This window comes from Eubacterium sp. An11, assembly GCF_002161065.1.
GTDB classification, from domain to species: Bacteria; Bacillota; Clostridia; order Lachnospirales; family Lachnospiraceae; genus Anaerobutyricum; species Anaerobutyricum faecale.
The window spans coordinates 11,578-35,000 of the sequence record NZ_NFLV01000033.1 but is presented as its reverse complement, the minus strand read 5'-3'; the positions used below and the strand labels follow the sequence as shown (position 1 = coordinate 35,000).

16 protein-coding genes (1 of these 16 running past the window's edge) are annotated in these 23,423 nt (G+C 42.9%); all 16 read right to left on the bottom strand.

The features are described 5' to 3' along the window. A protein-coding gene (gene rpiB, locus B5E53_RS16200; protein WP_087316912.1) for a ribose 5-phosphate isomerase B crosses the window boundary here: on the bottom strand, positions 1 to 278 show its 5' portion. 163 nt of this gene lie to the left of the window's left edge; 278 of the gene's 441 nt are visible here — the first part of the coding sequence; its start codon is at positions 276 to 278; the stop codon falls past the left edge of the window. A gap of 119 nt (positions 279 to 397) precedes the next feature. Next, positions 398 to 1,339 carry a transketolase family protein gene (locus tag B5E53_RS16195; RefSeq protein ID WP_087316910.1) on the bottom strand — a complete coding sequence of 314 codons (942 nt, stop codon included), beginning with the start codon at positions 1,337 to 1,339 and terminating at the stop codon, positions 398 to 400. Beyond that, the gene (locus B5E53_RS16190) at positions 1,333 to 2,163 is read right to left on the bottom strand and encodes a transketolase (protein ID WP_087316907.1); all 831 of its coding nucleotides are present in this window, start codon (positions 2,161 to 2,163) and stop codon (positions 1,333 to 1,335) included. The genes B5E53_RS16195 and B5E53_RS16190 overlap by 7 nt, the downstream gene beginning before the upstream one ends. Before the next feature lie 410 nt (positions 2,164 to 2,573). Continuing rightward, a complete protein-coding gene (gene aspS, locus B5E53_RS16185; RefSeq protein WP_087316904.1) occupies positions 2,574 to 4,373 on the bottom strand; it encodes an aspartate--tRNA ligase in 1,800 nt (599 codons plus the stop codon). Positions 4,374 to 4,393: 20 nt separating this feature from the next. Further along, positions 4,394 to 4,987: an HD domain-containing phosphohydrolase gene (locus B5E53_RS16180; RefSeq protein ID WP_087316902.1), complete on the bottom strand. Its 594-nt coding sequence runs from the start codon at positions 4,985 to 4,987 to the stop codon at positions 4,394 to 4,396. A gap of 33 nt (positions 4,988 to 5,020) precedes the next feature. Continuing rightward, entirely contained in the window at positions 5,021 to 6,553 is a 1,533-nt protein-coding gene (hemZ, locus tag B5E53_RS16175) for a coproporphyrinogen dehydrogenase HemZ (protein WP_087316900.1), read from the bottom strand. A gap of 4 nt (positions 6,554 to 6,557) precedes the next feature. Next, positions 6,558 to 7,208, bottom strand: a complete 651-nt coding sequence (locus tag B5E53_RS16170; protein WP_162611953.1) for an MBL fold metallo-hydrolase — start codon at positions 7,206 to 7,208, stop codon at positions 6,558 to 6,560. Between the two features lie 82 nt (positions 7,209 to 7,290). Beyond that, positions 7,291 to 9,540, bottom strand: coding sequence for a bifunctional (p)ppGpp synthetase/guanosine-3',5'-bis(diphosphate) 3'-pyrophosphohydrolase (locus B5E53_RS16165; protein ID WP_343215677.1), 2,250 nt, complete (start codon positions 9,538 to 9,540; stop codon positions 7,291 to 7,293). A gap of 288 nt (positions 9,541 to 9,828) precedes the next feature. Continuing rightward, a complete protein-coding gene (locus B5E53_RS16160) occupies positions 9,829 to 10,995 on the bottom strand; it encodes a fibronectin type III domain-containing protein (protein ID WP_087316894.1) in 1,167 nt (388 codons plus the stop codon). 34 nt (positions 10,996 to 11,029) lie between these two features. Then, positions 11,030 to 12,031, bottom strand: coding sequence for a fibronectin type III domain-containing protein (locus B5E53_RS16155; protein WP_087316892.1), 1,002 nt, complete (start codon positions 12,029 to 12,031; stop codon positions 11,030 to 11,032). A 402-nt stretch (positions 12,032 to 12,433) separates the two neighbouring features. Further along, complete coding sequence (locus B5E53_RS16150) at positions 12,434 to 12,700, bottom strand: hypothetical protein (RefSeq protein ID WP_140401520.1); 267 nt, start codon at positions 12,698 to 12,700, stop codon at positions 12,434 to 12,436. Positions 12,701 to 12,997: 297 nt separating this feature from the next. Beyond that, on the bottom strand, positions 12,998 to 16,687 hold the full coding sequence (locus B5E53_RS16145; RefSeq protein WP_087316888.1) for an RICIN domain-containing protein: 3,690 nt from the start codon (positions 16,685 to 16,687) through the stop codon (positions 12,998 to 13,000). Positions 16,688 to 16,769: 82 nt separating this feature from the next. Beyond that, entirely contained in the window at positions 16,770 to 18,527 is a 1,758-nt protein-coding gene (locus tag B5E53_RS16140; RefSeq protein WP_087316886.1) for an Ig-like domain-containing protein, read from the bottom strand. Positions 18,528 to 18,619: 92 nt separating this feature from the next. Further along, entirely contained in the window at positions 18,620 to 20,896 is a 2,277-nt protein-coding gene (locus tag B5E53_RS16135; RefSeq protein ID WP_087316884.1) for a leucine-rich repeat protein, read from the bottom strand. Between the two features lie 672 nt (positions 20,897 to 21,568). Continuing rightward, positions 21,569 to 21,790 (bottom strand): hypothetical protein, encoded by a 222-nt coding sequence (locus B5E53_RS16130; RefSeq protein WP_087316882.1) that lies wholly within the window; start codon positions 21,788 to 21,790, stop codon positions 21,569 to 21,571. A 63-nt stretch (positions 21,791 to 21,853) separates the two neighbouring features. Continuing rightward, positions 21,854 to 23,263, bottom strand: a complete 1,410-nt coding sequence (locus B5E53_RS16125) for a hypothetical protein (RefSeq protein ID WP_162611952.1) — start codon at positions 23,261 to 23,263, stop codon at positions 21,854 to 21,856. Between the last annotated feature and the right edge of the window lie 160 nt (positions 23,264 to 23,423).

Here is a 23,423-nt window from a genome sequence, read left to right as displayed (position 1 = left end):
TTTGCAGAATACGGCTCGCTGCACACAACACAACGAATACCTTTTACTTTATTCGCAGCGAGAGAGATACCGACACCGGTTCCACAGATAAGGATTCCCTGTTCCACTTCACCGGAAGCCACTGCCTTTGCCACTTTTGCTCCGTACACAGGATAATCGCAGCTTTCGGAAGTGTGCGTACCATAATCTACAACTTCATGTCCCATTTCCTCCAGGAATTCTTTAATCTGCAGCTTCATCTCCAAAGCCGCATGATCATTTCCAATGCCTATTTTCATCGTTATTTTATAAAAACCTTTCCTTCTGCTTTACCTTGCAGTCTTCGGTTTCTTCCTCCTTTCCAAATACAGTAAACATTTTCAATACTTCTCAATCGTTACAATGATACAGAAACTGCTCAGACAAGAAACTCTTTGATCTGTCCGTAAATACCCTCTGCGTCCAGTTTATAATGATGCAGTAATTCCACTGCCGGACCGGACTGTCCATATTCATCGTTGACGCCGATACGTTTTACCGGAACCGGGCACTGTTCGGAAAGAGCCTCGCAGACCGCTCCGCCCAATCCTCCAATGACAGAGTGTTCCTCCACAGTCACTACCTTTCCTGTCTCTTTTGCTGCTGATACAACGAGATCTGTATCCAGCGGTTTAATGGTATGGATATTGATGACTTTTGCGCTGATACCATCTTTCGCCAGCATCTCTGCCGCTTCCAGTGTATATCCAACCATCAATCCGGTGGCAATCAGAGTAATATCTGTGCCTTCTCTTAACACGATACCTTTGCCAATCTCAAACTTATAATCCGGGTTATCATTGATCACAGGTGCTGCCAGACGTCCGAACCGAAGGTAAACTGGTCCCACATATTCTGCCGCTGCTTTGACTGCCGCTCTTGCTTCTACATCATCAGACGGAGAAATCACTACCATTCCCGGGATCGTACGCATTAAAGCAATATCTTCATTACACTGATGTGTAGCGCCGTCTTCACCTACAGAAATTCCGGCATGGGTGGCGCCGATCTTCACATTCAGATGCGGATAACCGATAGAATTGCGGATCTGCTCATAAGCACGTCCTGCCGCAAACATGGCAAAGCTGCTCATAAAAGGAATCATGCCTGTGGTCGCAAGACCAGCTGCGATACCTGCCATGTTGCACTCTGCAATACCGCAGTCGAAAAAGCGCTCCGGAAAGGCTTTCTTGAAAGTTCCGGTCTTCGTTGCGCCTGCCAGGTCAGCATCCAGTACTACAACCTGATCATTAACTTTTCCTAATTCCACTAAAGCGTTGCCGTAGCTCTCACGGGTTGCAATCTTCTTTCCCTCTAACATAATGCTGCACCTACCTTTTCCAAATCTTCCATTGCGATCTTGTATTCTTCTTCATTCGGAGCCTTGCCGTGCCATCCTGCCTGATTCTCCATGTAGGAAACTCCTTTACCTTTTACCGTTTTCATGATAATAGCTGTAGGGCATCCCTTTGTCTCGCGGGCTTCCTTCAGAGCATCTGCAATCTGTTTAAAATCATGTCCGTCAATATTGATCACATGGAAATTAAATGCCTTAAACTTCTCATCAATCGGATATGGGGAGCAGACATCCGCAATATTACCATCAATCTGCAGTCCGTTATTATCAACAATCACCACCAGATTATCCAGATGGTTGGCTCCGGCAAACATGGAAGCCTCCCAAACCTGTCCTTCTTCAATCTCACCATCACCCAGCAAAGTGTAAGTACGATAATCTTTTCCACGGATCTTTGCGGAAAGAGCCATACCTACCGCTGCGGAAATGCCCTGTCCCAGAGAACCGGAAGACATATCCACACCCGGAATATGCTGCATACATGGATGTCCCTGCAGATAAGAACCCAGATGACGAAGGGTCTTTAAATCTTCCACCGGAAAATATCCTCTGAGGGCCAGAGCAGAATACAGTCCCGGTGCTGTATGTCCTTTGGACAACACAAAGCGGTCTCTGTCCGGATCATCCGGATTCGCCGGATCGATGTTCATCTCCTCGAAATACAGATAGGTAAACATATCTGCAGCAGAAAGAGATCCTCCCGGATGTCCTGCCTTTGCGTTGTAGACTGCCGTAACAATCCATTTACGGACTTCATTTGCTGTCTGTTTCAGCTGAAGCTCATTCATATTCATCCACCTTTCTTCGTGTGAGGAAGACGGCTCCATTTCTTTCAAAAGAGAAACCGACATTCCCGAAATACTTGTTGTACATCAGTATACCATATTCCCGGTAAACATGCGCCACATCCATAAAAATAATCTTTCATTTTGTTAAATTATATCGGATACCACTTCTGTTGTCAACAGAAACAGAATATTATGTTTACTTTTTTTCATTTTTCATCTTAATTTTTAGTTTATTATTGATTTTTTAACTATTTATTTTTACAAATGTAAAAATAAATAGTTTTTTAATCTGATATCTTTTTCCACCGGACCTCCGGCCCAAAAAAAGGACGGCTTTTATTCCCTCTGACTGAAATAAAAGCCGTCTTTCAAACTTCACAAAATAAACAGAATTATATCGGGGATCCCTCTTATTCTGCCTCTTCCTTTTCTTCTGTCACCGCAATATGCAGTTCTTCCAGCTGTTTATCATCCACCACATCCGGAGCATTCGTCATGAGACAGGAAGCATCTTTTACTTTCGGGAAAGCTATCACGTCACGGATGGAATCTTCCCCTGCCATCAGCATCACAAGACGATCCAGACCGTAGGCCAGTCCTGCGTGAGGCGGCACTCCGTATTTAAACGCTTCCAGAAGGAATCCAAATCTCTCATGAGCCTGTTCTTTCGTAAAGCCCAGACATTCAAACATTTTCTCCTGAATGTCATCCTGGTGAATTCTGACACTTCCTCCTCCGAGCTCTGTTCCGTTTAACACGATATCATAAGCTTTCGCTCTCACCTTGCCCGGTTCCGTATCAATCAATTCCAGATCTTCCTCCATCGGCATGGTAAACGGATGATGCATAGCCGTGTATCTTCCCTGCTCTTCGGACCATTCCAGCAGAGGGAACTCTGTAACCCACACAAACCTGTAATCTGATTTATCCAAAAGATTCAGCTCATCGGCAAATTTAAGACGGAGAGCTCCCAGGACATCACAGACCACTTTAAACTTATCTGCGGCAAAGACAACCAGATCACCCTGCTTTGCGCCCACTGCCTCGATGAGCTTCTGCAGTTCTTCCTCCGACAGGAATTTGGCAAACGGGCACTTCATGGTTCCGTCAGATTTCAGCTGAATATACGCCAGACCTTTTGCGCCGTAATCTTTCGCTGTCTTTTCGATATTTTTCATTTTTTTGCTGGACACATCGCCAAGACCTTCCGCGCAGACTGCACGAACTACGCCGCCGTCTGCCACTGCGCCGGAAAATACACCAAAACCACAGTCTTTTACCAATTCAGATACATCCATAATCTCCATACCGAACCGAAGATCCGGCTTATCGGAACCAAAGCGGTCCATGGCCTCCTGCCAGGTCATCCGCTGGATTGGCAGTTTTACATCCACATCAAGACATTTCTTAAACAAAAATGCCAGAAGACGTTCATTGACATCAATAACATCATCCACATCCACAAAGGACAGCTCCATATCAATCTGTGTAAACTCCGGCTGACGGTCGGCACGAAGGTCTTCATCCCGGAAACATTTTGCCAGCTGGAAATAACGGTCGTAGCCCGATACCATAAGAAGCTGTTTGAAAAGCTGTGGAGACTGCGGCAGAGCATAAAAACATCCCGGATGAATCCGGCTTGGAACCAGATAATCTCTGGCGCCTTCCGGCGTACTCTTCGTGAGCATCGGTGTCTCAATCTCCAAAAATCCTTCCTCAGCCAGGAACTGTCTGGTGAGCATGGCGATTTTGCTGCGCATCATCAAATTCTTCTGGATATTCGGTCTGCGCAGATCCAGATAACGGTATTTGAGACGCAGTTCATCTTTCACCGTGATATCCGCGTCAATTGGGAACGGAGGCGTCTGTGATTCGGACAGAATACGAAGATCTGTCACCTTGATCTCCAGCTCTCCGGTCTTCAGAGACTCATTGACCGCACCGCTCCTCTTCTCCACGGTTCCCGTGACCGCGATGACAAACTCGGAACGCAGGCTTCCTGCTTTGGCAAATCCTTCCGCCCCAATGGTCTCTTCCTCAAAATATAACTGCATCAGTCCGCTTCTGTCTCTCAAATCCACAAAAATCAGACTTCCCAGATTTCTTCTTTTCTGCACCCATCCCATCAGAGTTACAGTCCTGCCAATATCGGCACTGGTCACCTCCGTACAGCGATGGGTTCTTTTCAGGCCTTTCATTGACTCAGCCATAATTATTATTTCCTCCTGTATTACTGTATTCCCAGACTGGCCAGCATTTCTTTCATATTGTCAGACTGGGTTACTTTTTGAAAAGCTAAAAATACTCGCATATCAAAATTTTTAACTTCTTCAATCATAATTGTCAGCGCTGTCTCAATATCAAACGCACTGCGGTACGCCCGGTTGGCAATCAGCGCGCCAAAGGCATCACACACCCGCAGGATACGAGCGCTCAGCGGAATATCATCTTTTTTCAGATTATTGGGATACCCGCTTCCATCGGCATTCTCATGATGATAAAGGACCGCTGTCAAAACTTCTTCTTCATACCCGTGTTCTTTCAGGATCGCATATCCCAGCGTGGGATGAAGTCTCACATATCTGAGCTCGTCGATATTTAATTTAGCTCCCTTTTCTTCATAAACGTAGGAACGAAGCCGCAGCTTTCCGATGTCGTGAACCATACCTGCCACCGCAAGATTGTGACATTTTTCTTCCGGTAAATCCATTTCCTTTCCTACGAAATAGGCCAGATTACTGACCACAATCCCATGGAGAATCGCTTCTCCCAGGGAGTCCTGGATTGGTGTCTCCAGGTCATGGACTCCATAAGTATATGCCATTCTCTTTTCCTCTTCTTCGTAAATCCTCTGATTCTACAGATACTTTTTCTTTCTTTCAATCATTTCATCAATACGATTCACATAATGGTCAATATTCTTTACATTTTCTGTGCGCTCAATCCGGTTCTCCTCCGGAAACACATACTTGGTCGAGGCACCTGCCCCGCAGGATATAATATCCTGTTTTTCTTCCATAATCAATATGTTATACAAACATTCTTTGCCCGGGATACTATATCCGATGTTTTCCAGGTTGCCAGGAATATTTTTCTGCCGGTACATATAATAAGGGAGCATTCCCATTTTGCCGCAGTATTCGTCCACAGCACAAAGCATTTCGTTGGTGCTGCCCTTCACAAGGCTCTGATACTTATCCATCTCCATGTTAAGATGGGCCGCACGTTTTATGGCCAATGAATGTACCGTCAGGCTCTCCGGTTTCATTTTAAAAATCTCCTCCAGTGTTCCGTGAACATGGGAAATATCTTCCCCCGGCAGTCCTGTGATCATATCCATATTGATGTTGGTAAATCCAGTTTCTCTCGCCATGTAAAAGGCCTCTTTTACCTGCTCCACCGTGTGATTTCTTCCGATCAGATCAAGAGTCTCCTGATGCATGGTCTGTGGATTAATGCTGATCCTGCCGACCCCGGCGTCATACAGCGTCTGCAGTTTTTCTCTGGTGACGCTGTCCGGACGGCCCGCTTCCACCGTAAACTCCCTGGCTTTTTCCACCGGAAAGAGACGATGGATCTGCTCCATGAGCACTTTTAAATATTCTTCACTGAGGGCAGTCGGCGTTCCTCCGCCCACATAAATAGAAGTCAGCTTCTTACAGGCATAGGCCTCTGACACAAATTCCAGTTCCCGGCCAAGGGCCTGCATATAACCTTCCATGCGGTCTCCGAACTTTGATACCGGAAAAGACGCAAAAGAGCAGTACAGACAGGTAGTAGGGCAAAACGGAATGCCAATATACAGACTGTACTCTTCCTCATAAGGATGCGCGTCCAGAAATGCCTTTTCCCGGGACGCCACCTGCACGCACAGACGAGCCTTCTGGTCATCTGCCAGATACGCTTCCGAAAATCTTTTTTCCAGAGAGGCCCTGACAGTTTCCGGCATTTTCACATCCTGCCCGCTGTGCCGCTTCTGTTCCGGCGCAACACCCTCTGCCGCTTCCAGCTCTTCCATCCATTTCATGACGATTTTGGTCGGACGGATTCCCGTCAGCATTCCCCAGGGCAGGGTCCGCCCTGTAAATTCTGAAAAAAGGCGATACAGGAAACGGCAGACCTCATTTCTACAGTGTTCATGATCATGGTAATCGCAGCAGACAGTCTGTCGGGCATCGGCTTCCGTTTTGTCAAATAAGCGTCCTGTGATCTTATTCTCTTCATAAATCAGGGAGAGAAAACGTATATTTTCCTCTCCTTGTTCCCCGGCGGACAATCTGGCAAACTCTGACTCCGACACGGCAATGATCTTTTCCCGCTCATAAAAAGCCAGCGCAATCGCCCTCACATCATAATCATATTCTTTATCATTCTGGTACAAATATATCATCGGTCTATCTTTCCACAAATGGGTTGGTGGCTCTTTCTTCTCCGATGGTAGTGGACGGTCCGTGTCCCGGGAATACTACCACCTGATCCGGAAGAGCCATGACAGTCTTGTTGAGGGACTTCAGCAGAGTCTGCGCGTCTCCCGTCGGGAAATCTGTCCGTCCCACACTGCCGGCAAAGAGAGTGTCGCCGGAAAACAGCCATCCTTCTTCCGCAAAATAGTAACAGCAGCTTCCAAGGGTATGGCCCGGTGTGTACAGGCACTGACATTTGTGTTTGGAAGTCACTTCAAAAATCTGCTTATCATTAATCATCATATTGGCGTGGGTGGTGTATCCCTCTCCGCCAAACATCGGACTTAAATTATAATCCTTGACCATGAGCACTTCCTGTTCCGGTTTTGCGGCATAGACCCGCAGTTTCCATGGATCATAGTGGTCTCTCAGTCCCTGAAGCCCGCCGATATGGTCATGATGTCCGTGGGTCAGAAGCACTCCGTCCAGAGTGTACTCGTTATCCTCCAGAAAGCGGATCAGCTCTTCCGGACTTCCTGCCGGATCGATGATCACCGCTTCTTTAATCTCATCGTCCATCAAAATGTAAGTATTGGTATCAATGGGCCCCAGCTGGGCACATGCTATTTTTAATTCACCCAATGGTCTTTCCTCCATAATTTTCTTAATCTGTAATACTTTTTACTGTCGCTGTCATATTTTTACCGGAAACGCCCGCCTCCTATCAGCCGGCGTTTCTCTCAATATCAATAACACTCTCCACATTTCGCAGTTTCTTGATAATGTGATTCAGCTCCTCAATTCCGCTGATCTCAAAGGAAAGCGAAATCGTCGCCAGTCCCTGTTTGCTGGTCTTGATATTCACCGACTTGAGATCTACTTTGAGCTCCATAAATATCTTGGAAATGTCCAGAAGAATCCCCGTCCGGTTATGGGCATACAGGCATATTTCCGTGAGATAGAGTTCTCCGCTTTTCTCAACGGCATCCACTTCCCACTCCGCGTCAATGAGCCTGGAACGATCGCTTTCCGGCATACATAAAATGTTGACGCAGTCTGTCCTGTGAATGGAAATTCCTCTTCCCCGGGTGACAAAACCGATGATCTCGTCGCCCGGCACCGGACTGCAGCATTTGGAAAAACGAACCGAGAGATCATGGATACCTTTCACAGTAATGCCGGATCTCTTGCGAACCTTTGTTGGCTTCTTCTCTGTCTTACTCTTCTCAGAAAGTTCCATGAGGGCTTCCTGATCAGTCATCTGCTTCTTGTGTACTTTTTCGTACTCTTCCACCAGCTTGTTGACAACCTGGCCTTCTTTCAAACCGCCGTGTCCCACAGCTGCCAGCACCGAATCCCAGGTCTTTAAACCGTATTTCTGCATACATTTTTTCTGGAATTCAGGCTTCATATAATCACTTAAAGTGATTCCTCTGGCCTTGCTGTATTTATCAATCAGCTCACGGCCTTTTAAAATATTTTCTTCTTTAAACTGTGTCTTAAACCACTGGTTAATCTTTGTTTTGGCCTGTGAACTTTTCACGATGGCCAGCCAGTCACGGCTCGGGCCCTTGGAATTCTGGGATGTGATGATCTCCACCCGGTCGCCGTTCTGAATCTTGTAATCGATCGGTACCTGCCGTCCGTTGACTCTGGCGCCCACCATCTTATTCCCCACAGCCGTGTGTATCATGTAGGCAAAATCAATCGGCACGGAACCTGCCGGCAGGGTCTTCACATCTCCCCGCGGAGTGAAGCAATATACCTGCTCGGCAAACAGATCCAAATCTGTCTTGAGCATTGCCAGAAACTCTTTGTTATCGGACATGTCCTGCTGCCACTCAAGAATCTGTCTCAGCCAGCTGAGCTTCTCTTCTTCTTTATTAATACTGCCGCCGCCTTCTTTGTATTTCCAGTGGGCTGCAATACCGTACTCCGCAGTGCGGTGCATTTCAAATGTCCGTATCTGAATTTCAAAAGGAGTTCCTGAAGATCCGATAAGTGTGGTGTGAAGCGACTGATACATGTTCTCCTTCGGCATGGCAATGTAATCCTTAAACCGTCCCGGAATCGGTTTGTACATTTCGTGGATCACGCCCAGAGCTGCATAACAGTCTCTTACGGTCTCTACTTTGATACGAACCGCAAAAATATCATAAATCTGATCGAGAGTCTTATGCTGGTTGCGCATCTTTTTATAAATGCTGAAAAGATGTTTGACTCTTCCGTCAACTTCCGCCCGGATGCCCGCTTCCTCGATATGTTTTCGCACTTCTTTGATGATGGAATCAATAAACGCCTGTCTCTCTTCTTTATTGGAATTGAGCTTCTCCTCCAGTTCCGCGTAAATCTCCGGCTCCAGATATTTCAAAGACAGATCATCCAGCTCTGTCTTAATCTTGGAAATGCCCAGACGATGGGCAATCGGCGCGTAAATATCCATGGTCTCCCGTGCTTTTTCCTTCTGTTTCTCCGGCTTCATATACTGAAGTGTCCGCATGTTGTGCAGACGGTCCGCCAGCTTGATCAGAATCACCCGGATATCTTTTGCCATGGCCAGGAACATCTTTCTTAAATTCTCCGCCTGGATATCCATCTTATCATGGGAATAGGACAACTGACCAAGCTTGGTCACCCCGTCCACCAGGAGTGCTACCTCCTCATTGAACTCCCGGGTGATATCTTCCAGTGTGTACTCCGTATCCTCCACCACATCGTGCAGAATTCCGGCGACAATGGTCTCTTTATCAAGCTCCAGTTCCGCCAGAATAATCCCCACACATAAAGGATGGATGATATAAGGTTCCCCTGACTTTCTCTTTTGTCCCTCATGGGCCTTACAGGCCAGATGATAGGCCTTTTCAATCATGGAAAGATCCGTCGAAGGGTGATACTGCCGAATTGCCTTTATCAACCGGTCATGAAGCACTTCCGGGTCCGTAAAATCTTTTGGCTGGCTAATTTCTTTCTGCATTCTGTTTACTCTTTGTTTCTGGGCATCCATACTTTCTCACCACACTTCTCTTAGTCTAAAATTAGAATTAATTGTACACCAAATTATCACATTATGCAAGAGTCGGGAAAATTCCCCCGGCGATTTATGCCATACAAAAAACACCGCGTCTTCCCGTCTTCTCTGTACATTTTCCATATACGAAAGGCTCCCGGACTGCGCAGATGTTCACGCGTCAGTCCGGGAGTCCCTGGCTATGGCTTTTCTTTATCTATGATGGTTTCACAAATTACATTTTTCTGTTTTGACCTATTTGATCGTAACTTTTTTCACCTTACTATAATTTCCATAATAAGTCTGTCCACGATAGGTCTTAAATGCGCGGACCTTAACATAGTATTTTTTGTTCTTTTTCAGCTTTTTCAGCACAGTTTTTGCCTTGCTGGCAGAAACTGTAATGGTCTTGGCATTTTTGAACTTCTTCTTTAAGGAATACGTTACCTGATATCCCGCTGCACCGGAAACCCTCTTCCAGGTTACAGTCGCTTTTTTGCCCTTCTTTGCAGCTTTCACTTTTTTGATCTTTACCTTGGCAACAGACGGTTTGGTCAGATTTGCATACTGACTCTCCAGTGCTGTCAGCGTGGACGCATTGGAAACCACTTTCTGCTCAGCCGAAGACAGTGCGTTAAACGCTGCCCGCGCTGCATCGATGGTGCTGCCGTTGCTGGTGGTCGCTGCACCGATGGCTGCGATCTGGTTGGCTACGGCGTCCGCTGCGGCAGATTTGGTGAGGGTTAAGGTGTATTTGCCATGGCTGTAGACTTGCAGCTTATAGAATTTTCCCGCCGTCAAAGTTGCCGATACGGTATATGTATATTTGCCTTCTGTAGTCTTATAATCTTTGTACTCACCGGAAATATACATGCTGACATTTTTATAATCAGAATCTTTTACATTGAAGGAATAGGTTCCGGTCACAGTCGGAACAAATCCAAAAGTAGTTCCATCGCTGGTCTTCTGCGTCACATTGTCACTGAACATCATGCTCTTTACAGTGAAGGAACTTACCACTGGAGAGTTACTGTACGCCAACATATAGTAAGTTTCCGCCTTTTCCGAACCGAAAGCCGTCTCGTAATCCACTCTCTTGCCGCTGGCATCATAATATATACAACTTGGATTGCCCTGGTTATTTCCACTCTTTGCCCAGTCAACACGCACAATCTGATTTGCCGGTATGGCTAATTTAAATACCTTATAATCATTCACACGAAAATCCACATTGACAGAAGTGCCAACGCCAACTGCCTGCGCGCTGTTCATATCTGCCGCTGAAAGATTCACATCATATTCCGGCGGCTGATAATAATATAAATCTACTTTTGTATCGTCTGCTTTTTTGGCATCCACACTCATCGGCGCCAGTACTGCCAAAAATAACACTCCAAGAACTGGAAATAAATATTTTCTCATAATAATCTCCTTTCCCGCGAAATTCTCATCCTGATTATTTTACCTTTACTTTAAGAACCTTGCTGTAAGCACCATAGTAACGGGCACCCTCCACATTTTTATAGGCTCTGATCTTTACAAAGTATTTCCTTCCTTTTTTTAGTTTCTTTAAAGTCACTTTCGCTTTTTTCGCAGAAACATTGACAGTCTTCGCCTTCTTAAAGTTTTTCTTTAAAGAATAGGTAACTTCATAACCGTTCACACCAGAAGCCTTCTTCCATGTGATCACTGCTTTCTTGGTTTTTTTGGAAACTGCTTTTTTTGCCGTCACGCCGGATACCGGAACGGAAGGTTTCTGGGTCAAAGTCAGCGTATACGGAGTGTATGTCTCCACATCCGCACTGATCGCATAACAGATTCCTGCCTGAAGATTCGCCGTTACTTCCTGATACCCATAGCTGGATACCCATTTACAATCTTTTGATTTCAGGCTGGTAAAATAATCTCTCTTCATCATTCCAATGGAAAGACTTGGATCTGCATCTTCATCGGAAGATGTAATCTTAAACGTGTACTGTCCTGACAGAGAAGGAGTATAATAATATACATTATCGCCCATGCCATCAGATTTAGTTACGTTTCCCGTAAAAGTCTGTCCGGATTTCACGGTAGCCTGTGCCGCCTCTTCCTCGCTATAATTATCCAGACGAATGTAGATAGTTTCATTTTTTACTGCATAATAATTCTCATCAGAGCTGGAATATCCTGTGGAATCGTAAAAATCAATGCCTTCAATATCCTTTGAATCAATATAGTAGCTTTGGCCTGCTGTAACATTAAGCTGATAATAAGCTACGCCACCAGTGTAATAACTATCTCCTGTTTCCTCATCATAATGCCATTCACGCGCTGGCACCGTCATCGTTGAACCAATTCCAACAACTCCATTTAATCCAATCGCAGAATCCCACGGAACAGACGCAGCGTCCACATTTGCGCCGTAAACAGGGATTGCCAGCATGCACAGGCATGCCGCTGTTACAAAACATTTTCTCATAGTCTTCTCCTTTCATTTACATGATTTTTGGTTATCAGGGCATCTGAAACATCATAGCGACTTCCTTAAATGATAACTGTAATCGTCAGCAGATATGTACCATTACATTTTCTGTACTTTTTTGTGGCATTTTCCTCAGAAAACAGATAGTATTTCTTAAAACAAGCCAAAAATATTTTGTATCATTTGCCCAATGGAATGACACCAACTATGTCATTCATTGTGTATATTATACTTCTTTTAAAAACCACACACAATATATGACAAAAAGTGTGACACAATTTCACCTTATTTTTGCACCAATATATCGTTTCATAATGTAAAACATCCGAATATCACTCTATAAAAGTAATGTTCGGATATCGTTTGTGCTTCTTTTCTTTTATCAAGAATTTCTCAAAGTTATAATCTTTTTTTACTCTCTGTACTCACAGATTTCTTATTCTGCTGTGCCCACTGTTCCACAGTATCAACAGATACGTCTGCTGACGCTGCGATTATATCAGGTGTAATGCCTTTCTTTAATAATTCCAAGGCCATCTCTTTCTTCCCTTCCTTTATGCCTTTCCGTCTCTGAAACTCCTTCGCTGCATTCCAGTCGGCATCCACATACTTCTCAGCAAACCACATCACCTGCACCTCCCTGTCCTGCTGGTCCATCTTCTCCATAAGAAATCTCAGCAGAAATACTCTGTCGTGTCCTACCGCTTCCAAAAACAGATTAGAGATTATCCTTTGTATTATCTCAAATTGATTCATAACAATGCATCTCAAGTCTGCATTCTTTTGTTATAGTATATCGAATTTTGCTATACAAATCAAGATATTTTTTACAATATTGTAAATTTATGTTATTTATTTGTTTATAGGTATTTTTATTACTTAATCTTTCCGAAAATCAATATGTGATGGGCGGACAAAATGCACCCTGTACTGTGGAAAGTACAGAGTGCACATACTAAATCTTTATTTTATCCTCACCTTCACCACCTGCTTCTTTCCGCTTCCATCGGTCGCCATGGCCGTAATCTTCACCGTCTTACCTTTTCCGGCTTTCTTCGTCTTCACCTTACCGGAAGCGGATACCGTGGCGTATTTTGTGTTGCTGCTTGTCCACTGAAGCTTCTTGTTGGCCCCTTTTGTCGCTGTGACTTTCGCTTTCAGCTTTAATGCTTTTCCGGCTTTGACTGTTCTTTTCTTTGCTCCTGAGATAGCGACTTTCTTTACCACGCCCTTCATGGATTTCAGTTTGAAGACTGCTTTCGCTCCACTGCCGTCGGCCGCCATTGCTGTGATAATGACAGACTTGCCGGCAGATTTCTTCTTGAAGGTAACAACACCATTTTGATTGACGGTGGCAACTTTTGGATTGCTGGAAGTCCAGACAACATTTTGATTGGAAGCGTTTGACGGAGTAAATGTGACAGTCAGCTGAATTTTTTTGCCTGCGGCTATCTTGTTGGAGAGGCCAGCAAGCACTAAATCCCCAGTTTTTACAAACTCAAATTCCTGTTCTGAACCGCCAGAATCTGAAACAGAATTTTTCTTCTTTTGCACCACTATTTTTTTAGGAATAATTTCCCCGAAAGAAAGTTTCATTCCACAATCTTTACAATATGTATCTCCGCTATATCCTTCTTTTTCTTCCGTTGCTTCCACCTTATTCCGTATTTCAACATTTTTATGTCCTGTTGCAGGGATTATTGTTTGTTCCGAAAGCATTGTTCCACAAACCTCACAAATAGCCCCCTCAGTCAAACCGTCTTTCGTACACTTAGCTGTTGTCCCTGGTAATATCAGTGGCGTATGCGGTATTTTATCTGTCTCCATCTGACCCTGGTCATAATATACTGAACCATTAAATTCAACACTGATATAATAGATAATACGCCCTTTCTCCGTACACGTTGCTTCTTGTTCTATTTCAGATTTCATTTTCGCTTCTATCATCTGTGTATCACCGCAGGTGTCACAGGTAAAAATTGCCTCTTTTCTTTCTACATCAAAAACAGGTTCTCCATATGTATGCCCCGTGGCCGGAATAATTGTATCTATATAATAATTGCCGCATCGTGAACAAGTATGAGTCGTATAACCATCTTTGCTGCAAGCTGGTTTTGTCACTATGTCCTGATAATCATGTCCTAGAGCTTCCAGCGTAATAATCTTTGTATCCATGGCTTTTATGCCATCATTAAATGCCCCGGAAGCTGTGTATACTATTTCCCCGTTCTCTGTGCAGGAAGCGTCTTTTCTTTTCTCGATAATTGAAAGAGCTGCTGTAATTTTATGAGCAGAATTATAACGACAAATCCTTTCTGCCGTACATTTTCCATCTTCCCATAAATATGTAATGGAATCAGACCAGTTATGGGCATCGGCATTGACAGGAATAGTCTTTGTATAAGTTTGTCCGCACTGGGAACAGGTAAAAAGTTTCTCTCCCTCTTGTATACAGTTTGCTTCTTCTAAAATCACTCCCGAATTATAGGCATGCTCAACATTTACCACTACTGTTATTGTCGCTTCTTTATAATTTTGTTCTGCCTTTGCTTTTATGGTAATTATCGTTTTGCCGAATCCGGTTGCCGTAATCACTCCGTCTTCGCTCACTTTTGCTATATCTTCATTATCAGAAGAGAATATTACAGTGCCCTGCGCAGATATGTTTATTTTTTCTGTATCGCCTTCTTTTATGGTATCAGATGACAGATATGCAGAAAGTTTCTGCTCCGCCTTATTGATAGTAAACTGTTTTGTACACTGTCCTGTGTAAGAGCCTTTTCCTGTCGCCGTCACTGTTGCCGTTCCAGCATTCACATTATCACTAAACGTAAGAGTATAATCAACATTTTCTGTCAATGTATCGGTACCCATCATAATAGTAATATCCGGTGTTTTCGCCTTCCCGTCATAGCTACACTCTTCTTTTCCCAAGGTCATTTCTGCATTGATGAGTGTTCCCTTTATACCTTCTAATATCCAAATGGAAAAATCCTGCGCATCTGTCTCATTTTCTTCCCACATTCCAAGATTGCTTCCATCCGCCGCTGATTGCGAACCGCCAATCAAATCTAACATATTACTGCCACAAGCTGCTCTGAATTTATAGTGTCCGGAATTACCATAAATAAACCACTTTTGCGCCGAATTGTTACTCCAGTTATTCATCTCAACATTTGTTCCATTTGCTGTTTCAAAGTTATGAACTTCCATACATCTCCCATCTTTGCAAGAGGTTATTTTATAACTTCCGTCACTTTGCCTTTCAAAATACCAAATTTGATCTGCTTGATAGCTCGTATTACATGCGCTCACGTTGCCAGAATCATTGGTGGCATGCAACCACGTTGCCGTATTAATTATATATGCGTAAAAGTTTGTTCCCAAATTATTACTGCATCTGAATGTTTTCTTTGTCCCGTCTTTCCAGATATTAAACTTATTATTTAAAGCTGTCACCTGGACTTGATATGTCCCAGCAGGGATGCTTGCCACATAACTTGTTCCTTGTACATTCCAATATGTATATAGCACATTTTCTCCTGCTTCATCAAAAATACGCACATCATATCCTGTATTGTTATCACAGTTGTTCCAAGTAATTTTAATATTATTTCCCGCATCATCCCCATAGGAAGCAACCTCTGCATTTGCAACACCCAATTCTGGTTTTTCCAATACCCAAATGGAAAAATCCTGTGCATCTGTTCCATTTTTCTCCCACATTTCAAGATTGGTTCCATCTGTCGCTGACTGAGAACCTCCTGTCAAATCAAGAACGTTGTTACCACAGGCTGCTCTGAATTTATATTGTCCAGAGTTGCCATAAATGAACCATCTTTGTGCCGAGTTATCACTCCAGTTATTCATCTCTACATTGGTCCCATTTGCTGTTTCAAAATTATGGACTTCCATACATCTGCCGTCCTTGCAGGATGTTATTTTATAACTTCCATCATTTTGCCGTTCAAAATACCAGATTTGATTTGATTCATAACTCGTGTTACGTGCACTCACATTACCAGAATCATCATTGGTAGCATGTAGCCATGTTGCTGTATTAATGATATATGCATAAAAGTTCGTTCCCACATCAACCGGTGACTCCACAGATATTGATGACTCATCAAAATCTGGCCTGATAACTCCCCAAAATTTATTATAGGTATGTGTTACTTGCTTGCACGCACTTCCTGACGGCCAATTCTGATCCATTGATACAAAAGAATTTTCATTGGCGGAAAGAACAATCGCGACATGTCCAGTACCAGAAGAATTCAAATCTGCTCCCCACACAGCAATATCACCAGGTTCAGGAATAAACCCAGAAGTTTTCTGTATTCTTGTCCATCCTTCTGGAAGAGCGTTGCTCACATATTCATTTGCATTTCCTTTTGCATAGCCGGCCTGACCAAAATAATCATAATAGTATTTAATTAGATCAACACACTGCGCCCCATATGCATGATCATAGTCCAAAGACTTACCTTCTTGCGCATATACCCAATTCACGGCATCCTGACGACTTCCCGCACTCGCACTCACATCTTTTGAATACAGTACAGAAATCATCAAAATAAATACTGCTCCTGCCAAAATAAGCATCCAATTCTTTTTTCTCTCCATATGTTCCCCTTCTTCCTTTTCCATCATTCACCAGAACATGACATCTTAATCTATGACATTTTATGGCTAACGCCCGCCCACATTCATTCTCTACTTTTTTGATTCAAAATCACTTAATTTTGATTTTCACTGTCTTTGTCTTGCCGCTTCCATCAGTCGCTCTGGCTGTAATCTTTACTATTTTTCCTTTTCCGACTTTCTTTGCTTTCACTTTTCCGGATGAAGATACAGTGGCATATTTCGTATTACTGCTGCTCCATTTTATTCGCGTATTTGCTCCTTGGGTTGCTTTTACCTTGGCTCTCAATTTACAGCTCTTTCCCGCCTTTACTTTCTTCTTACCTTTTATAATAATTTTCTTCACTTTTCCACGCATAGATTTCAATTTGATTGACGCTTTTGCACCACTGCCGTCGGAAGCCGTTGCTGTAATAATAACAGATTTTCCTCCGGAATTCTTTTTAAATGTAACCACACCTTTTTGATTCACTTTTGCCACCTTTGAATTACTGGAAGACCAGGTAATCCCCTTATTCGTAGCATTAGATGGGGAAATCGATGCTTTAATCCGAACCTTGTTGCCTGCAGCAATTTTTTTCGAAGAACAGGATAATTGGATTTTTGATACTTTTACTTTTTTGGGTTTCATATATACATTGACAAAATATTCTTTTCCTACGACATCATCTGCAATAAAAAATCCTCCATTGTCTTCAACTATAATATAATATTTTCTTCCTTTTACTACCTGGATTTCAAGGGACTTAATAATATTTGCATCATTTTGTCTGACTTCTATACCGTCAACCTCTTTATATTCTCCTTCTATATAATTATATACATTGATATACCAGCCATCTCTGTCATCTTTATATGTATGTTGAAAATCCAAACATAATGTTCCTGATGCAGGAGCAACAAAATGATAGTAATCTTTATCATTCCCATCGTTAAGATTTCCACTATAATTTTTATTTAGACTGATATTGGTTGCAGAGTAATAATCGTCATTCGGCTCTTTTTCATAAATGTCTGATAAATCAAACGCCGTTTGTATTGTGTAGGATTCACCTACTACAGCTCGACCACTCACCTTCAAATAGTAAACACCATTTTTTACTGCTCCTACAAACGGCAAACTGATATTCTCATTATCTTCTACACGTATATCCCAACTGCTCATCTCATTATATTGTCCATTTACATATTGATAGATATTTATATTCCATTTTTTATCAATATCTTTATACCGATGTTGAAAATTCAGACTAATTTTTCCATCTTCTGGTGCAATTATTTTATAATAATCCGTGTCATCTCCATTATTAATTATTCCTGTATACTTATTATTTAACACAATATCATTCGCTGAATAATAGTCATCATTCTGTTCTTTCTCATAAAACTCAGATGATGTAAAAGAAGTTTGAATAGTATATTCTTCTCCATCCATATTTCTCTTATCACGAATTTTCAAAAAATAGGTCTCACTTTTTATTGCTCCGATAAATGGCAACGTAATTGATTCGTTGTCCTCAAGACTAATCTCTTGATTACTCAATTCAACATATGGTTTCGTGCCCGTATCCTGATAAATACTGATTTCCCAACTGCTATTAGAATCCTGATATTTATGTTGAAAGGTCAGTTCTAATTTCCCGTTTGCCGAGGCAGTAATTCTATAATAGTCTTCATCTCCGTCGGCAACATTTCCTTTTATAATATTTCCCGGAGTAATAATATCTGCTCTCTCATATGAATCATTATTCTCTGTCTCATATTGTATTGCTGCATTTACCTGCGCTTTAAATCCGACAAATACGCCTAAAATACCTATTATCATCATACATTTTATTAAATATTTCATAGTCTTTCTCCTTTTTATGTCGTTTCTACTATTTTTTATCCAGTTTTTTTCTTTCACTCAAAATGTTTTCTTTCCAAAACAAACATGCACAACTATTTTATCTTCACCTTCACTACCTGCTTCTTTCCGCTTCCATCGGTCGCCATGGCTGTAATCTTCACCGTCTTACCTTTCCCTGCTTTCTTCGTTTTCACCTTACCGGAAGCGGATACTGTGGCGTATTTTGTATTGCTGCTTGTCCACTGAAGCTTCTTGTTGGCACCTTTCGTCGCTGTGACTTTCGCTTTCAGCTTTAATGCCTTTCCGGCTTTTACTGTTCGTTTCTTTGCTCCTGAGATAGCGACTTTCTTTACTACACCTTTCACGGATTTCAGCTTGAAGACCGCTTTTGTACCGCTGCCGTCGGCCGCTGTTGCAGTGATGACGATTGATTTACCAGCGGATTTCTTCTTAAATGTAACGACACCGTTTTGATTGACAGTGGCAACCTTCGGATTGCTGGAAGTCCAGATAACATTTTTGTTAGAAACATTTGACGGAGTGAATGTAACGGTCAACTGAACCTTTTTGCCTGCGGCGATCTTATTGGAGAGGCCGGAGAGGCTGATTTTTGAAGTTTTGATTGTCGCAGAAGCTGCACCCACAGATGAGATTCCTTTATTTACAGATGAGGATTTCTCCGTTGGAGCGGCTGATTGTGTTGTATTATTTTCTGTTCCTGGTGTTTCTTCTGGCTTTGTGGATGGTTTATCCCCTTCTTCCGGAAGTTCAGTAATGACTGTAAATGGAATATCATTATCTTTTGCATATTGTTCTGCGGCAGAGCCTGTAAATCCACAAAGTGTAAAGTTTTCCATCTTATGTCTGTCAACCGCATTTCCCATAACTGGTTCGTCCCAATATCCAAAAGCTTCTATCCCAATCGTTTTTACACTGTCCGGCACAGTCACTTCCAACAAACTGGTGCAACCGCAGAAAGATAATACACCGATGCTTTTGACACTGCTTGGAATCGTGATTGTATTCAGGCTTTTACAATTATAAAATGTATATTCATCTATTTTTGTAATACTGGTTGGAAGGATAATTTTTGTCAACTTGCCGCACTCATAGAATCCCGGAATCTGGGTAACCCCATCCGGAACATTGACTGTACCTGTCTTTCCTTCTGGACACAAATATAAGATGGTTCCCTCTTTGTCATAAACGATGCCGTCTTTTGATGAGAAAGAAGTATTGGCACTATCCACATCTATGTTTTGCAGATTAACACATCCAGAAAAAGCACTTCCTTCTATTTCTTTATGACTTCCTATATTTTTTACCTTCTCCGGCAGTTTAACATAAGTTAACCCCATACAATTCTCAAAAGCTCCGCCAGAAATTTCTTCTAAGCTGTCCGGAAATGTAACCTCTGATAAGCTACTACATCCACCAAACGTTAAATAACCTATTGATTTTAAATTTTCAGGCAATGTAACCTTTTTTAAATTGCTACAATTTCTAAATACCGAATTCCCAATCTTTGTTATTTTATCGGGAATTGTAATACTTTCCAGCTTACTACATCCTGAAAATGCAGAATCTCCAATTTCTGTCACCGTATTCGGTATACTGATCTCTCCACTTTTGGCTCTCGGACAAAGAATAATATTCGTTTTATCTTTATCATATAAAATACCATCGACAGAAGACCATATCGTATTTCCCGTATCTACATGAATATCAGATAAATTATTCATTCCGTCAAAAACCGATGTTTCATCACCAAAGGTATCATCAAACACCAGGTAATAATTGTTTCCATCAAATCCAGTACAGTCGTAGAACGCACCAATTGTCTGCACACTCTTTGGAATCTCAATTGTTTTTACATTGCTACAGTAATAGAATGCGTAATTTGATATTGTCGTTACCGTGGAAGGTATTGTAATATTTTCTGTTTTATTATCTGCCGGACAGTAGACTAATGTTTCTTTTTTCTTATCATACAAAATTCCATTTTCCGAACAATAGACTTGATTATCTGCGGACACTTCTATGGTTTGCACCGCTCCTCCAAAAGCATTGGCATTAATATTTCCTGTTATTGTAGCAGGAATCACTACCTTAACTACATCATCACAATCTGAAAATGCCCAGGATGCAATACTAGTCACAGTATGTTCATCTACAGTATCCGGTACATTCAATACTGTTTCCGAGCCGAAATATCCTGTTATTCTTGCCATATATTCAGAGTATGTTGAATCATATACCATCTCATACTCCCAATCTCCCGACGTCTCCGCCTCCACTTTCATCCCAGCTGCCAGCATCATCACCGGCACTGCCAGCATCCATAAAAACATTATCATCCATTTTTTCATCCTCTTCTTCCCCTTTCTGCTTCATAAATGCATCAATTTTTGAATTAATCTTCGTCGTTTCTCTCCGGTGCCTGCCGGGCGCCGTTCCTGTATCATACTCATGCAGACAGCCGGAAGTTCAGAGACAGGCCGCATACTATATATGCGTCCCATGTCTGTCCTATGTCATATGCCATGTGGTATATGTTATGTCCCATAGCCCGTAAAACAAAAGATCTCCCCACCGGGTCTGGGCAGAAGGAATCAACGGATTCTATCTGCCGGGCATCGATGGGGAGATGCGGTTGCATAATCACACAGGGGACAGCCTGCGCTGTCTGTTTTTGTCGGTTTGTATGCAGTTTTGCAGGCAGATATTTTGCGTCGTCCTGCTGTCTGAAACTTCATTTTCTGTCTGCGATTCAGTTGAATATTTGAGACAGGATTTACTGTAATTATACCTTTACCTGAAATTATGCACAATTTGTGACAGAAAGTGTGACAAAACTTTATTTCATTTTTGCATTATAATATCATTTCAAAATATAAAAATATCCGAATATCACCACAAAATAGTAATATTCGGATACTACCCGCACTTTCTCTTATTCATAGGAGATATATATGATACCCGGGTTCCTAAAGTCAGAAATCTCCCTGCAAGCAAGCCTTTTGTCCTGGCATCATACGATTTTATTTTTCCACAAATATCTTACTCTGCTGTGCCCACTGTTCCACGGTCTCAACAGGTACATTTGCGGAGACTGCGATAATGTCAGGTGCAACACCATTTTTTAATAAATTTAAAGCCATTTCTTTCTTACCTGCCCTGATCCCTTCTTTTATGCCCTTCCGTCTCTGAAACTCTTTCGCCGCATTCCAGTCGGCGTCCACATACTTCTCTGCAAACCACATTGTCTGTCCCTTCCCGAAACTGTGCGAAACGTTAATTTGTTCTTATGTTTCACCTATACGGTTTTAAAATTTCTCCCTGTATTCCGCCAGGATTTCTTTCATGCGCCCGGTTGTGGCTGCGGTGTCATACAGCCAGCCATTTTCCTGGGCGAAGCCGACGAATTCCCGGAAGCTCTGGCGGACGCCCCGCTCGTTGATGCTGAAGTACTGGCTCAACTGGTTATCCTGGTGGTACTGGAAGACTACGTTTTCATTGACGTAGATTAAAAGATTCGGATCCAGGGAAAGATTTTCCGGACTGACCATGACATAGTCCATGTATCCGTTTTCCGCCATGGCAATCATGGCTTCCAGCATGCGCAGACGGCTGGCCGGAGAAATCGGAGTGTACCAGTCGTCCGGATACTCGTCGGAACGTCCTGTTTCCATGAAGCGGCGCAGCCCGCTTTCCTCAAAAATATTGATGGGAGCCTTTTTGTCGGATGCCTGCAGGAAGGTTCCTCTGTTTTTGGCAAAGACGTCCATAAGGCACTGGTTCCCCTCTTCACCCAGGCACAGGATTTCCCTGAGGATGCTTTCATCCAGGGAATAGGTGACGCAGGGAATGGAACCGATGCAGATTTCCGCCACGGACAGGTCGGTCATGAAGTTCTGAAGGAAGCTCATCCATTCTGTGACATCATCCCTGAAACAAGGGGTCAGCAGGCTGGTACGCTGTTTCATCTGCTGATATTGCCGGCGGCAGAAATTGACGCTTTCCGTATTACAAAAGACAAGCGCTTCATCCATTTTATAACTACAGATCATGACGATGTCCTCTGCCAGTATAAGGATCGGCAGAAGACTCATGGAGTTGATGTGGGCGTCTTTTTTATCATAATAGAACAGGCTCTGGTAGCGTAGGCTGCCAAAGAGCATCGGAAGAAGATTATATACAGTTTTGATGTTCTGGTTTCCCTCCGTGGTCTCTTCGTCCAGACAGATAATCTGCTCTACTTCCACGTTTTGTCCGGTGCAGGCAGACAAGATGATTCTGGAAAGGTTGCCCGCCTCCGGCTGAGCGATCAGCTGCAGCTTCCATGGCTGCCCGGTGCGGGACTGTTTTTTCAGAATATACCGCAGGGCATTTTCCACTTCCAGCGCTCCCATACAGACATAACTTTCTTTTATTTCAGCACCGCCGTCCCAGCCAGCATTGTCATTCCAGTCATTGCCGCCGCTCTCTCTTTGTGCCACCGGGTGCATCCGGAAGTTTGTCAGTCCCTTTAACATATCCCGGATCATCAAAAATCCCTCGTATCTTTTTTCTCCGTAACGGCTTCTGTTATAACATTCGATCAGGTTCTCCTGCTTTGCCGGCGAAAGCATCAGGCAACGGGAAATGTGATTGACTTCTTCCAGGTTTTTTGGCAGCCGTTCCCCGGACAGATACTTCTGCAGAAGGGTGCGGTTGATTTCTGTCTCAATAGACAATTTTCTGACTGACATTCCATTTTCTTTGATATATTTTCTGAGGCTATCTCCATACGATGACATTGCTTTTCTCTCCCCTCACATTTTTTATTACCACATTTTTTCATGAATATATTTTTATTAATACATTTTTTACAATATAACACATTTTTTTGACATT

Coding starts and splice junctions, on each gene's coding strand:
- B5E53_RS16195 (WP_087316910.1), bottom strand. CDS start 1,339: ATGTTAGAGGGAAAGAAGATTGCAACCCGTGAGAGCTACGGCAACGCT.
- B5E53_RS16190 (WP_087316907.1), bottom strand. CDS start 2,163: ATGAATGAGCTTCAGCTGAAACAGACAGCAAATGAAGTCCGTAAATGG.
- aspS (WP_087316904.1), bottom strand. CDS start 4,373: ATGGCTGAGTCAATGAAAGGCCTGAAAAGAACCCATCGCTGTACGGAG.
- B5E53_RS16180 (WP_087316902.1), bottom strand. CDS start 4,987: ATGGCATATACTTATGGAGTCCATGACCTGGAGACACCAATCCAGGAC.
- hemZ (WP_087316900.1), bottom strand. CDS start 6,553: ATGATATATTTGTACCAGAATGATAAAGAATATGATTATGATGTGAGG.
- B5E53_RS16165 (WP_343215677.1), bottom strand. CDS start 9,540: ATGCAGAAAGAAATTAGCCAGCCAAAAGATTTTACGGACCCGGAAGTG.
- B5E53_RS16160 (WP_087316894.1), bottom strand. CDS start 10,995: ATGAGAAAATATTTATTTCCAGTTCTTGGAGTGTTATTTTTGGCAGTA.
- B5E53_RS16155 (WP_087316892.1), bottom strand. CDS start 12,031: ATGAGAAAATGTTTTGTAACAGCGGCATGCCTGTGCATGCTGGCAATC.
- B5E53_RS16150 (WP_140401520.1), bottom strand. CDS start 12,700: ATGGAGAAGATGGACCAGCAGGACAGGGAGGTGCAGGTGATGTGGTTT.
- B5E53_RS16145 (WP_087316888.1), bottom strand. CDS start 16,687: ATGATGGAAAAGGAAGAAGGGGAACATATGGAGAGAAAAAAGAATTGG.
- B5E53_RS16140 (WP_087316886.1), bottom strand. CDS start 18,527: ATGAAATATTTAATAAAATGTATGATGATAATAGGTATTTTAGGCGTA.
- B5E53_RS16135 (WP_087316884.1), bottom strand. CDS start 20,896: ATGAAAAAATGGATGATAATGTTTTTATGGATGCTGGCAGTGCCGGTG.
- B5E53_RS16130 (WP_087316882.1), bottom strand. CDS start 21,790: ATGTGGTTTGCAGAGAAGTATGTGGACGCCGACTGGAATGCGGCGAAA.